This is a genomic window from Psychrobacillus sp. FJAT-21963 (assembly GCF_001420585.1).
GTDB lineage: Bacteria > Bacillota > Bacilli > Bacillales_A > Planococcaceae > Psychrobacillus.
In genome coordinates, this window is record NZ_LJIY01000002.1 from 691,332 (window position 1) to 704,681 (window position 13,350).

The window sequence follows — 13,350 nt, forward strand, 5'->3', positions numbered from 1 at the left end:
TCTTGTTTAACTAAAGCACCCGTCTTTTACTAATATTATCTCTTCAAGCCTTTTCAACTTTTCATATTTCTTGTGCTTTTTTTCTCCAGAATAGTAGTTGAATACCGTTGTGGTAAGCATAACATAAATCGAAACAGCTGCCACTGCACAGATAATTGGTACTCACCACAGTACAACTTGCCAAGCCGCGGTGAACTTTGGAAACTGACGGTGAGGGTCATCCTTTTCTGGTCGAACCCAGAACATCCAAATAGTGCTGATTATACATAATGCCTAGGATGTTTCCAAAGGGATCGACCACGGAAGCAGTGATGAACCCCTCGCCGCGCTCTGTGGGTGCCTCGTACTCTTTCGCTCCCATAGACAACAGCTTCTTGAAAATTGCTGTTACATCGTCGACGTGCCAGTACACTACAGCACCTGCCGGTCCGGTCGCTGAACTCTCGGGCGCGTAGCGGCTATCGATTAAGCCCAGCTCATGCTGGTAGTCGCCGAGGCGAAACTCGGCATAACCAGGACGTTCGAAGTATGGTTCGATGCTCAATAGCTCAGCGTACCACCTCTTTGCCGCTACTAGATCATCCGTCCAAAAACTGACTGTGGTGAGTCCTCGTAATGTCTGTGTATTACTCATAATCGATTTCCTCCTTAATGTTGTATATACGTCCAGATGCTAAACTAAATAACATCTTCTGATTAACTTCGATTTACTTACGAATAATCCCTTCTCTTATTCAAGAAAATGGTCCGATTGTTGAATATGAGCTAATAAAGATTCTTCAACTAAACTGCTGCGTAAGCTCAAAAAGAACTTCAAAAAAAGTGCATTAATCCTTTTTGGATCAACGCACCCGTTAGTTGAATTAGAACATTTATCTTTTCCTTAAAGAATTGTACTATTTGGGGCCGATGGATGCACAATTAATTAAGTTAGCAAACACGTTTCTAAAAGGAAAGTATTACCTAGTATTTAATGACCTTTTAATTCTCATATAATGCAGACTAAATCACAACGAATGAATCCATTTAATCAATCTTTATTTAAAATTTATGGTAATTAGCTAACCGTTTTTCTATATGTATAATGGATAAATTTGGTGAAAATGCAGTTATTTTTAGTTATGGTGTTATACATTATTTTATTGATAGTCTCATGATAATTTCTTCGCCGATACGTCCTATTTGTCTCTCATTTGTATCTTCAAATCCTACTTTTAAATATAGTTTTTGAGCTGGAATATTATCTATATCTACCACTAATACAATTTCATCACATTCAGGGAATTCAGATTTAACAAAATCAATCAGTAATGACATCCCTTGTTTAGCGTAGCCTTTTCCTTGCTCTGTATTATTAATTGATAGTGCAGTTAATAACAAAGCGTTCAGATTAGTGGAGTATTTCTTAACTCGTTCATTTGAATTTAGAAGAAAGAAACCAACAGGTGTTTTATCACTTAAAATAACAATACGATACTGGCCTTCTGTAACTTCCCCAAATTTGTTTGGTAATGCAGAAAATTGTTTTTGTTCTTCTGTAAGTACAAAAGAGTTCAATACTATCATATGCTCACTAGAAAAATGCTTAAGTTCAACACCGCCAAAATTTTTCATATTATAATTCCCCATTCATTTTTTCTATATCCTACCACTATTAATGTAGTGATTATATCATTAAAGATAATTTATTTAACTATCCTTGTTCAACTAACCTGCCGCGTTAGTTGAAGTACAACTCTCTCTTCACAAACTAATATTTATCTCTCAAGATATTTAATAATCCAACGCTAAATATTGAAGTACCAATTATCATAAATGAAGGTATGAACCCATTTAATATAGGAACATATTCTCCAGTTAAGTTTTCATTAGAATACACTACATTAATTGAGAAATATCCTAAAGGTATGCTTAAGATTATTACGATTAGCCCCAACATAAAATACCACACTTGCTTCTTCACTAACTATTTCCCCATTAATAAGTTCTACAATAAGAGAGTTAATCCCTTCCAGAGTCAACGCTCATATTTGTTTCATAAGTTTATTTATAACCCCCTTATTAATGTTCAACTCGTTAGAAAACAACTTTAATTTCATTTATTCCTTCTTGTTTGAACGAGTCTCAGTCGCTTTTGCGTTAATCCTTCTTACTATAACTTGAATGGTGAACCAAAACGCCCGAAATCCTTATGCATCAAGGATTTCGGGCATTCCATATAATTCAGGTTATTTCCGTTAACTATGACATCATGAGATCGTTGGGACAGAAACTATAGACATCTATTTAGAGTAAGTATTCGCAAGAGAAAATCATGCTATTCATCGTTGGAAACCGAAGTTGTTTGGAGATTATATATAATAGAAGAGATTTAAAAACATATGTTGAAAATAACTTAATTTAAAAGTTCCTCTTGAACCCTTATATAACCATAAAATATAAGAATCCATTTTACAACAGACTGTTCAAAATGGATTCTTACGTTGTGATTTAGTATTCATTTTCATAAAAAAGCATTATTACATTATTGTTCCTTCTTCAACTATTGAATCTTAGCCATCCATGAAGCGCAAAATCAGCGCTTCACCACAGAGAATAAAAATGGTTAGAGGAGTCAATATTAGTAGTCCACCAAAATCAATAGACTTATTAATGTACGTTCTCCTCTTTTTGACCACTTTAAATGTCGACTTATAAAAATGTTTGATTCTATGAACCGGCTATTTTTTCTCCCCTTGGCTGGTTGCTGTTGGCGTCCGGTTCGACGGTGATGCCAATTTGATCAAAAGTCTGCCCTTTTGCGAGCTGGTAGGTCAGTATACCGGATCCGTTTTCGTCCGGCTTGAATATGCCACTATTTTCCCTCATGCCGTTTTTCAGCAGCCAAACCTGGTAAACCTGTGAACCTTCGACGCCGGGTAATTCGTGAACCTGTATCACCAAATTTTTCTCTGATCCCTGCTGGACAATATATGCGATGCCGTTTGTTCCCGGGTGGCTTTGATTGGCTGCTTTTAAGGGAATGGCCGTTAAAATCTCAATGGGTATATTTTCAGCATGGCGATTTTTTTCCTGTATATTAGCTATTCCAAAGCCAATAATGACGAGCAACAAGACGGCCACGATACTGGTTGAAACTGGAGTGAAATGGTTTTTGAGCATTATAGCAAGCTTGCTCATCTTAGCCTTGGATGTTTCCATACCGCTTTTCGTTTTGTGATCAAAAACAAACCCCAGCACCTCGCCTTTTAACGATTCAGGCACCTCAATTTCGGTATAATCATACGGCAAAGCATTCCATGCTTGAGACAATTCCTGATATTCTTTCTTACACTCCGTACAATTCTTTAAATGTTCAACAAAGGCCATGCATTCGCTCTCCTTGAGCTCATTTGCTATATATGGAATTAAATGGTCGCAATCCCTTCTCATTTTATATCCTCCAATTTCAGATGCTTCCTCAATCCTTTAAGAGCTTGGTGCAGCCTGCTTTTAATCGTACCGAGCGGCTCTTGTTCGAGTTTGGCGATCTCTGAAAGAGAATACCCTTTCCAATAAAGCAAATCGATTAATTTTCTTTGTGCCGTCGGCAATTTGTTTTTCGCCATCTCAATTTCATTTGTATTTACTCGTCGCTCGTTTGCATTGGCAAGGTCGGCGATCTCTTCATGTTCCTCTTGATAGTGCTGCGTATACCTCTTCTCTTTACGGTGGTAGTCAATGCAAATATTGCGAGTAATCGTGAGGAGCCAATTTACAAAGCTGCCTTGAGCGGGATCGTAATGGCTGTTTGTTGTCCATAGCCTCAAAAAGACTAACTGAATAATCTCTTTCGTCTTATCCTCATTCCCATTACAAAACTTCATAACGAAGCCGTAAACAAGTTTTATGTATCTATCATAAAGCTCCTCTAATGCGTGACCATGTTTTTCTTTTACCAATCTCATTAATTCCGCATCATAATTTTCTTTCATGTGACACTCCCTGCTAATGGATAAAAATATATTGCCATTATACTATATTAAAAGTAAGGATGGGAACGACCGCGACTGATCGTTCCCTGGGCAAGCTTATTCAAATTCTGTTTCGCTGTTTACGATAAACCATACATCTTTTACTCCTTGTCCGTTTACATCCCCTTCTTGCTGGTCTTTTGCAAAATAATATAGAGGAAAGCCTTTGTAAGTGACCTGCTTCACCCCTTTGTCTTCTCTTGTGATCGTATCGAAATCCTTTTTGTCAAAACCTTCCGGGACGGCGAAATCCTCCTGTGTAAATGCCGGCCAGTTTGCCAGGCAGTCTCCGCTACAATTGCTTTTTCCTGCTTCGTCCTTTTTAAAGTAATACAGGGCCCTTCCCTGTGGATCCGCCAAATACTCTCCAGCTTTCTCATTCTCCAAAAGCTGAAGGCTGTCAGCCGGGACTTGCTCCGATTGTTCCGTTTGGGCTTGATTGGGTTGATTCGTCTCTGTTTTTTCCTCAGTGCTTTTTCCGCAGGCAGCCAAAGCAAAAATAATCGAAAGTATCGTGAGCGTAAAAATTACTTTTTTCATGTATGTTCCTCCCAGTTTTTAAGATTTAAGGCTCGCTCTTACTTCCAACCCCATTTTTGAAAGATTTGATGTGATTCTTCCGTTCTTAAATAATCAATAAATTGCTGTGCCTCTTTTTTCTGATCGGTGATTTTCGTCAGGGCGATCGGCGTTCCACGATAGAGTTTATCTTCTTCGGGCAGTTCGACCAGGTCGGTTACATCATTGAGCCGATAATGCCACGATTCATAGGTAATCCAGGCGTCTAGACTGGAATTCGATTTCCATCGTTCAATGGCTTCGGCACTCGACTTTACAGAAAGGTTAATATTTTGGGAAATGCCTTCGATTAGCCCTTTTCTGCCTGCCAGGTCTTCCCACAGGCCAAGCTGGCCAGCCCCATTCACATCGAGTATTTTTACTCCATTTTTCGTTAAATCCTCCAGGCTTTCAATCTTTTTAGGATTTCCTTTCCTCACCAATATTCCTACAGCACGAGGGTAAAGTTCCGTACGTGATTTAGTGTCGATCATTTCGGGGTGGTTAAAGATGAAGTCCTGCAGCATATACTCGGAGCCACCGAAAATAATATCTGCATCTTGTTTTGCCTGGCTGATCCAATTGCCCTCAGGTCCGGCTGTTACTTCTACCTTGATTCCCGTTCCTGCTGAAAAATGTTCAGCAGCTTCCTTGATCGGTCCAAGTGGTCCTCCTGGTCCGTACACCCGAATGACATAATCACTTTGGCTGGAATTTGGTGTCGACTGGGACGCCGTCTTACGGTCCATTTTTGCATAGGTAGACAATCCGGTAGCCGTAATGACAAAGAGCAGTAAAGCTGATAGAAACACGGTCTTCTTCATGATTCTCACTCCATTTCATACATGTTTTTTTAACGGTACTATCAAAGGTAACGAAGGGAAGCTGTAAACGGTTTGATTATATTGCAAAATAGTTAGAAAGTTTCATATATTTATTGGAAATTAGTATGGTGAAGAATAAATAAAAGTTTACCGTCGCAGGTAACCACTTTTTACTACAATGTCTCTGAACATCATTTATTGATGGACAAGACACTAGGTGGGTATACCCTGAATATTATTGGGAAGAGAAATAAACGTCGCTTAGTTCCAATAAAAGAAGAAGTTGTAGAAAGCATAAAAATGTTTCGTTTTGCCAGAGGTATCCCCTCTTTAGTAACGGGGAAAAGACACTTTCTTCAATACACTTTTTGTTTTTAAGCTGTATTAGACAACAATTAGTTTAAAATTAATTTCTGTTAATTAGTTCCGGATATGAAAGCAGTATTATGCGGAATGACCGATATGAAAGAGCAGAAATGGAATGCTAAACTCCTCGTCAAGGACTAATCAAAGCAAATATTATTAACAGATTTACAGTCTACTTTCACTCTACGAAAGTTAAGTTATTAGTAAAAATTCTGATAGACTACGTTCTTGAGATGAAATAAATATGAAAACTGAACATTAATTTTCTAGAAGTTATTTTTATAGCAAACTTTTTTATCAATCCAAGCGTCTAATAGTATGATACGTATTCGCGAAACGTAAAAGTGAGATACCACAATAACAGAATTACAGTTAATGAAAGAAAGGAGAATCCCAGTTTATGACCAAATCCCGTAACAAACAACGGGGACCTTGGATTGATGTTGCCTGTATCGGTATAATTGCTCTTCTGAGTATAAGCCTCATCTTCCTCAGTTACTCAACAAAGAGCAATGCAAAACAAACCACCAACAACAGAAATGCCCCTGAAATAACAAAAGAAGAATCGGCTTTTCCTGGAATACTTATTAAAACGGAGGTATCAAATGACGAATATTCTCCTTACTCAATACAATATCCACAAAGCAAAGTAGAATCATTTAATGTACAGATTAAAAAATACATAGATGAACAACTTGATACTTATTTAATCGCCATGCAAGAAAATAAACGGATCGGTAGTAAGACTCCCGGAGAATTGAACATCGCCTTTGAAATATTTCCACATACATCAGGGTCTTATTCGTTTGTAATGATTACAGGAACGTATTTAGGGGGTGCGAATGGTTATACAAATTTTAAAACGATTCATTTCCACACAGAGTCTGAAGAAATTATAAAGGTTGATGATTTATTTGGACATGACGAATCTAAACTTGCAAAACTTTCATCACTAGTACGAGATAGCATTAAGAATGACCCAAGCTTGAAAGATAGAGTGCTAGAAGAAGAAATGATGCTAGCTACCGAACCGAAATGGAGTAACTTTGAGAAGTTTGCGTTAATAGAAGATACACTTGTTTTGTATTTTGACGAGTATGAAATAGCTAGTGGTGCAGCAGGCGCACCGATTATTGCTGTCCCACTTGCAGAGCTAACTGAACAACTAGTTGCACCTTATAAACCCGATAACTCAGTTGAATTATTACCGAAACCGCCTGTTGAAGAAGGTTCTGAGGATATTGAAGAAGATAACAATAGCAGCGAGACTGAAACTCCAGTTGACATACAAATTGGAAATGCTAAAACGAAGCAAGTAGCCCTAACTTTTGATGATGGGCCAGACCCAAAAGTCACTCCCAAAATTCTCGCAACTTTAGCAAAGTACGATGCTAAAGCAACATTCTTTATGCTCGGGAGCAGAGTAGAATTCTATCCAGAAATCGCAAACGATGTGTTGGAAGCTGGCCATGAGCTGGGCAACCACACTTGGACTCATGCAAACTTAACGAATATGGCATCGGAGGAAATAACGGAGGAAGTTTCAAGAACAAATAACATTATCGAACAAGCCACTGGCCAAGCACCTACTGTTTTTCGTCCACCCTACGGTGCTTTTAATGATGACATGTTGAACATTTTGAGCTTACCAGTTATTTTATGGGATGTTGATACGCTTGATTGGAAACACCGTGATGCTTCTCAATTATTAGCATCTGTGAAAAGTAGTGTTCATGACGGAAGCACCGTTTTAATGCACGATATTCATTTATCTACTGCGGAAGGGTTAGAAAATGTGCTTGCATTTTTGAAAAGTGAAGGATATATATTTGTTACTGTTTCAGAACTTGATGAGTGATAGAAAGAGTGACTTGAAAGCAAGGCTTTTGGGCCTCTCTTTTACGTCCGTAGTTCAGATGAACATTATGATTATACTTATTGACTTATTGGAAGTCTTACTACCATTTGGAGAGTATTTATAGATAGAAGAGATTTAAAGACATATGTTGAAAATAACTAAATACTATACTTCCTCTTTAACCCTTATATAACGATAAAATATAAGAATTCATTTTGAAAACAGATTATTCAAAATGGATTCTTTCGTTTTGATCTTCAGTTTCATAAAAAAGCTTGATTATTTTGTTGTTCCTTCTTTAACTACTGTCTTATTAAATTCTTTTGACCCGTTTTTAGTATTGCTTAATGTAGTTCATTCTTTGTCTTTAATATAGTTTCCAATATAAAGGATTTGATCTAAGTAGTAACAACATGAGTGACTACCACCATTAGGTTCACCCATTAGTTTTATACATATAAAAAAGAACGCTCCGATTGGAACGCTCTTTAATTTATTGAAATCATTTTTTTAATACTCTAAATGCTTCCCGAACTTTCCTTGCAAATTCAAGGGGGGGTTCGACAGATTCAAAGTGCATATACATTGCCCGTGGTTCCTCAAACAACCAATGATTGTGGACTGCAGTAACGATGATATTTCTCTTTCTCAACTCTGTGAGCAATGGGTTAATCTCCTCTTGTAACAGCACGGTTTCCCCAAGGTTTAGTGCGTTACCCCGACTGTCCAAATCTTCAAAAGAAAAAAATTGTGGAATCACTAAAGGTGACCTTGTTCTTCTTCCAAGAATAGTAAATCGAATATTTCTAAATTTTTGTACAAGACAAGCTCCGTTAACTATACTACTACTTCCTCCAAGGATTCGTCCAAATTCTCCACATAAGTCTCCTCTCGACTCTAATCTCATTTTGTCCCTCCTTTCTATTAATAGTCTTTGTTCTATATTATTGTATGAAACTATATTAATAGAGATAGAGACAAACGTGGAACTATAAAAGTTTATGAATATTGCTATTAGGCGAAAGGAGTTTCTAATCGATTAGTTAAATTCGTTTTGCTAGTCTGAAATACCATTTAATTCTTGAAACATTTCCTTTTGAGCTTGTTCAAATATTTTTTAAATCTTTCATTTCCTTTTCCTACTTTAATTAGTTTGTTCACAATTTGTTCCAAATTTATAACAATAAAGCTAACTTAACGCCGGTTTAACTTATTGTACTAACTTGTAACGTTAGTTTAATAATAAAATAGAGCTGACTATAGCAACCGTTGTTCATTAACTAAAGCACCCGGTACCTTAAGTGCATTTCTTTACAGACTTTATTGTTTATTGCACGACGAAAAAGCGACACCTTATTAAGTATCGGCCCCCTAATAATATTTTGGTGTCTGTTTAATTTATAATTTATAGTTATATTTGATAAATTAGATTATCTTCACCCACTTCTTCCCCTTNTTATATTTGATAAATTAGATTATCTTCACCCACTTCTTCCCCTTCGATTATTCATAAGATAAATAAATGAAAAAAAAGGGGAATGAAAAATGAACTCGAACCAGTCAAAAAAATTTTTTGATTATATTGTTGTAGGAACTGGACCCGCTGGTGCTGTTATAGCTAAGACACTCACGGATGACAAAAAAACTTCTGTTTTAGTATTGGAAGCAGGAGAAAATAATGATCGAGATAGACCAATTAGAGATTCCAGGTTTGCTCTTGAACTGGAAGAGGAATTCTTTCCACAATATTTTTGGCAAGGAGAAGGCGTTCCCCAAGAATTTGTGGATGATAGAACGTTCGAATGGACAACCGGCCGGCTTTCTGGCGGTGGATCTTCCATTAATGGAGAACAATATGTCAGACCCACACCTGCTGTTTTAAGAGAATGGGAAAGACTTTTAGGTTCATTGTGGTCACCCGAACAAGCAATTCAAAGCTTTAAACAGTTAGAAGACTATCATGGCAAAACGAATAATCCAGACGTTCATGGCTTTAATGGACGTTTAAATATCAGGCAAGCTCCTGCTAAACCGCCAAGCGTGACAAAAAAATTGGTTTCAGCGATAGTAAAGGCAACAGGCTTTAAAAAAATTCTTGATTATAATGATCCCCAAACCCCAATTGGCCCTTTTTACCGCTGGCAATTATTTCAAAAAACGAATGGTGAGCGTGAAAGTGCATCCACTGCATTTTTATCCTCCAATAATATGACTCCAGATGGAATTGGCGTAAATGGACGGAAATTAAGAGTTTTTTATAAATCCAATGCCCTCCGTATTCTCTTCGAGAGAAAAAGGGCAATTGGAATTGAATTTCTAAAAGAGGGACAAAAGGTACAAGCATTTGCCCGTAAAAAAGTGATTATTTCAGCAGGAATCAACAGCGCCCACCTTCTAATGCTATCCGGAATTGGCCCTTCCAGAGATTTAAAACAGGCTGGCATATCAGTCGTTTTTGATAATCCGAATGTAGGGGAATATTTAACGAATCACACGTTGAATACCGCAACCTTTACGATGAATCAAAAGGATATTCCTGAGCTTCAAAACGACCCGTTTGCCCTCTATACTGGTGGAGCCTTTTTGCCGCACCCACTTTCAGGAAATGGCACTCGCCGAAGAGCGGTGCAACTAATAGGAATTGTGGCAGAGGGGCAATTAAATATTGCGATAATATGTTTACAACCCAAAAGCCGAGGTTCCATTAAAATACAAAACAATGATCCTTTGAAAATTGTACTGGCCGATGAAGGATTTTTTGAAAACGATGATGACCTACAAGCCATTAAAGCAATATATCGAACGTATATTAAAGATATTGCCGAAAAGCTTTCAAAGCTCGACCCAACTTACCAGCTTATAAATCCAACACTTGAAACCATAAATGATGATGAACTTCTTGAAGACTTCATTAAAGAAAACTTCGGTCATAATCACCATCAACAAAGTTCATTGCGGATGGCACCAATAAATAAGGGAGGTGTAGTGGATCGTTTTGGCAGAGTGCATGGAGTAAATAATTTAATCGTTGCGGATGCACAGATCATTCCCTTTACGGTAGATGGCAATACCTCTGCCCCTGCATTTCTAATTGGATATACCATTGCCAAACAATTATTAAATGAAAATTTTAATTGAACACTCTATATTTATGAATGAACTCAATTATTAGTTTTAAAAAAAGGCTTTTGTCCCCTGCCAATTGTCTATTTTCAGTTATTCTGTGATTTACATTACTTGTTTTGTTGGTCTAATGATAACTTCATTCCACGACTTGTTTGAAAGTTTGGATAGTATATATAATAGTAGAGATTTAAAGACATATGTTGAAAATAACTAAATTTAAAAGTTCCTCTTTAACCCTTATATAATCATAAAATATAAGAATCCATTTTGAAAATAGATTGTTCAAGATGGATTCTTTCGTTGTGATTTAGTATTCAGTTTCATAAAAAAGCTTGATTAATTTGTTGTTCCTTCTTCAACTAAAGCACCCGTTAGTTTAAATAAAAATCTCAACAAACTGTAATTTCTCTATTATTAATATCTAATACCTCAATCTTCACGGTACCACCAAGATAATGTGAAACCAAATCAGCCAAACCGTTAAGCGCCATATGAAACTCATCGTTTCTTGTTTCATCTATTGATTCAATACAGAGGAATGCATTTTTAGTATTTTCTGTTAACATCGTTCTCTGAGCTTCACGCCAATTCCAGCATCTGCATATTGCACCGTCATCATCTTTATAAATAATTTCACCTTCATATGGAGAAGCATTTTCATCATTTCCCAATGGGGTAAACGGTTCATTTCCATTTGCCTGTGTTAGCCTAATATCACCTACAAAAGTATTGATATCTTCTCCACCACATGGAAACCCATGACGCAATGAAATTGAATTATAGATGTCAACAAGCGGGTTTATTGTTCCGATATGATTGTCATTCTTCACTCTTTTTAATAAGGCTTCGATGGAACACCTTGCCCCTTTCTTTGTCTTGAATTTCTGAAATGCTTCTCGCCAAACGGATATGACTGGATTACTACTGAATTCCTCCTGACTAAGAAATTTATGTGCTTCTTTCTCTGCCTCTAGCAGCATCATTTCGTAAATTTCTACATCCCTTATTGAATTATCAATCCCCTGGCAAATAACGGTTCCTATTTTTGCATGAGGGAATAACTTCCAAAAACCTTCTTCAATGATAAATTTAGGCATAAAAATATCACTCCATTATATTTTACTTAATTTCTTGGTATAATCGCTATTTATTGTGTCACAATTTGATACATTTAACATAACACTCTTATATTTTGGAGGGGCTCGCAAAGGCGCAGATTACTCCTAGAACAATATACAGATAACTAGTTATTCGACTCTGTAACTTTGAACTCACTTTACTACCTAAAATTCGCTTACTAATACTTGCTGCAAGAACTGCATACAGACCATCACAAATAAAAGCCAAGACTAGAAATATAGTTCCTAAAAGCAAAAATTGTACAGGGACTGATCCAGCCGAAGGTGATATGAATTGCGGAAAGAAGGCTAAAAAATAGAGTGCTGTCTTAGGGTTCATTATCTCTACGAGCGCAGATTGGTAAAAAATCTTTAATAATTTTTGGCTAGGGGCTTTTGGAATTTCTGAAGTCGTTTTATCAGGTCTAGAAAATAAAGTCTTACACCCCAGATAGATAAGATAAGCAGCACCCAAGTATTTCACTATACTAAAGGCTGTTTCTGATGTCATAAGGATCGCAGAAACTCCAATTGCTCCAGCTAAAACGTGAACCGAACCACCAAGAGATACACCAAGAACTGATACCAGACCTGCTTTCTTTCCTTGTTCTATACTTCTTGCCATAATATATAACACAGCTGGTCCGGGTATTATTAACACTGTAGCAGCAGCAATTACAAATAGCCAAATAGTTGAAAAATCCATAAGATGCATCTCCTTGTTTTACTTTTGCACACGAGTTGAAAATGTTTAGGTTATACATAATGTTTTTTTCTCATTTCCCCCTATTTTTTATTTTTTTTCATCGCTTCTGCCAATTGATGAGAATTCAGGTCTTCCTCCTTCTGTAGTTGACCAATGATGTTGCCGTAATCCTCCTCATTTCGATTCTGGCTTAATTTATAAGCGGCTTGAACTTCTTGTACTTTAATCTTAAATCCTACAATACCTTTAAGTTCCCTTTCCAATAGCTGAGGCGAAAGCTTATCCCATAAAATTGGATTTTTCCGATGTTTTTCATATTTTTCTAGTAACATAACCAGGTCTTGCTTTAACTCTTCTTGCTCTAAAATAACCGGTTTGCCATATACATGGACGGCTTGATAATTCCATGTCGGGACATTTTCATGACCATACCATGAAGAAGAAATATACGCATCCGGTCCTTGGTACATAACAAGTGCGTTCTCACACGTCTCGAATGTTCTCCATTGAGGATTCCCATAGGCCATATGTCCAGTGATATAAAATTCATCGCCTTTTTTTCTAAACTCCAAAGGTATATGAGTGGCAATTGGTTTCCCTTGTTTTGTTGTGACGATGGTTCCAAAAGAGTTTGCTTGAATAAACTCTTTGACTTCATCCATGTCCGTGACTTTAAAATATTTAGGAATAAACATGTTTGAACAACTCCTTTATTGGTTTTATAAATTTTCGATATAAGTATCCTACTATACAAACTGACATCTAAAAAGGTACAATTACA

The 13,350-nt window shown here is 36.9% G+C and carries 12 protein-coding genes; 2 read left to right on the forward strand and 10 right to left on the reverse strand.

Going from position 1 to position 13,350, the window contains the following annotated elements; translation table 11 throughout:
- Positions 1-217 precede the first annotated feature (217 nt).
- From AN959_RS09320 to AN959_RS09345, 6 genes are all read right to left on the reverse strand, one after another.
- On the reverse strand, positions 218-634 hold the full coding sequence (locus tag AN959_RS09320; protein WP_056830150.1) for a VOC family protein: 417 nt from the start codon (positions 632-634) through the stop codon (positions 218-220).
- A 500-nt stretch (positions 635-1,134) separates the two neighbouring features.
- On the reverse strand, positions 1,135-1,614 hold the full coding sequence (locus AN959_RS09325) for an N-acetyltransferase (protein WP_056830152.1): 480 nt from the start codon (positions 1,612-1,614) through the stop codon (positions 1,135-1,137).
- 1,095 nt (positions 1,615-2,709) lie between these two features.
- The gene (locus tag AN959_RS09330; protein ID WP_056830154.1) at positions 2,710-3,432 is read right to left on the reverse strand and encodes an anti-sigma factor; all 723 of its coding nucleotides are present in this window, start codon (positions 3,430-3,432) and stop codon (positions 2,710-2,712) included.
- Positions 3,429-3,974, reverse strand: coding sequence for an RNA polymerase sigma factor (locus AN959_RS09335; RefSeq protein WP_053589320.1), 546 nt, complete (start codon positions 3,972-3,974; stop codon positions 3,429-3,431). The genes AN959_RS09330 and AN959_RS09335 overlap by 4 nt, the downstream gene beginning before the upstream one ends.
- Positions 3,975-4,070: 96 nt before the next feature.
- Positions 4,071-4,553 (reverse strand): hypothetical protein, encoded by a 483-nt coding sequence (locus AN959_RS09340; protein WP_056830156.1) that lies wholly within the window; start codon positions 4,551-4,553, stop codon positions 4,071-4,073.
- Positions 4,554-4,591: 38 nt separating this feature from the next.
- Entirely contained in the window at positions 4,592-5,395 is an 804-nt protein-coding gene (locus AN959_RS09345) for an extracellular solute-binding protein (protein ID WP_056830158.1), read from the reverse strand.
- Positions 5,396-6,161: 766 nt separating this feature from the next.
- On the opposite strand from AN959_RS09345, the gene AN959_RS09350 reads away from it, so the two are divergent.
- Positions 6,162-7,619, forward strand: coding sequence for a polysaccharide deacetylase family protein (locus tag AN959_RS09350; RefSeq protein WP_056830161.1), 1,458 nt, complete (start codon positions 6,162-6,164; stop codon positions 7,617-7,619).
- 502 nt (positions 7,620-8,121) lie between these two features.
- On the opposite strand, the gene AN959_RS09355 is transcribed toward AN959_RS09350, so the two are convergent.
- The gene (locus AN959_RS09355; protein ID WP_056830163.1) at positions 8,122-8,526 is read right to left on the reverse strand and encodes a DUF1259 domain-containing protein; all 405 of its coding nucleotides are present in this window, start codon (positions 8,524-8,526) and stop codon (positions 8,122-8,124) included.
- Positions 8,527-9,164: 638 nt separating this feature from the next.
- On the opposite strand from AN959_RS09355, the gene AN959_RS09360 reads away from it, so the two are divergent.
- Positions 9,165-10,757 carry a GMC family oxidoreductase gene (locus AN959_RS09360; protein ID WP_056830165.1) on the forward strand — a complete coding sequence of 531 codons (1,593 nt, stop codon included), beginning with the start codon at positions 9,165-9,167 and terminating at the stop codon, positions 10,755-10,757.
- Between the two features lie 377 nt (positions 10,758-11,134).
- Here the strand turns inward: AN959_RS09360 and AN959_RS09365 are convergent, their stop codons facing one another.
- From AN959_RS09365 to AN959_RS09375, 3 genes are all read right to left on the reverse strand, one after another.
- The gene (locus AN959_RS09365; RefSeq protein WP_056830167.1) at positions 11,135-11,842 is read right to left on the reverse strand and encodes a B3/4 domain-containing protein; all 708 of its coding nucleotides are present in this window, start codon (positions 11,840-11,842) and stop codon (positions 11,135-11,137) included.
- 88 nt (positions 11,843-11,930) lie between these two features.
- A complete protein-coding gene (locus AN959_RS09370) occupies positions 11,931-12,569 on the reverse strand; it encodes a LysE family translocator (protein WP_056830169.1) in 639 nt (212 codons plus the stop codon).
- An 80-nt stretch (positions 12,570-12,649) separates the two neighbouring features.
- The gene (locus tag AN959_RS09375; protein WP_056830171.1) at positions 12,650-13,264 is read right to left on the reverse strand and encodes an FMN-binding negative transcriptional regulator; all 615 of its coding nucleotides are present in this window, start codon (positions 13,262-13,264) and stop codon (positions 12,650-12,652) included.
- Between the last annotated feature and the right edge of the window lie 86 nt (positions 13,265-13,350).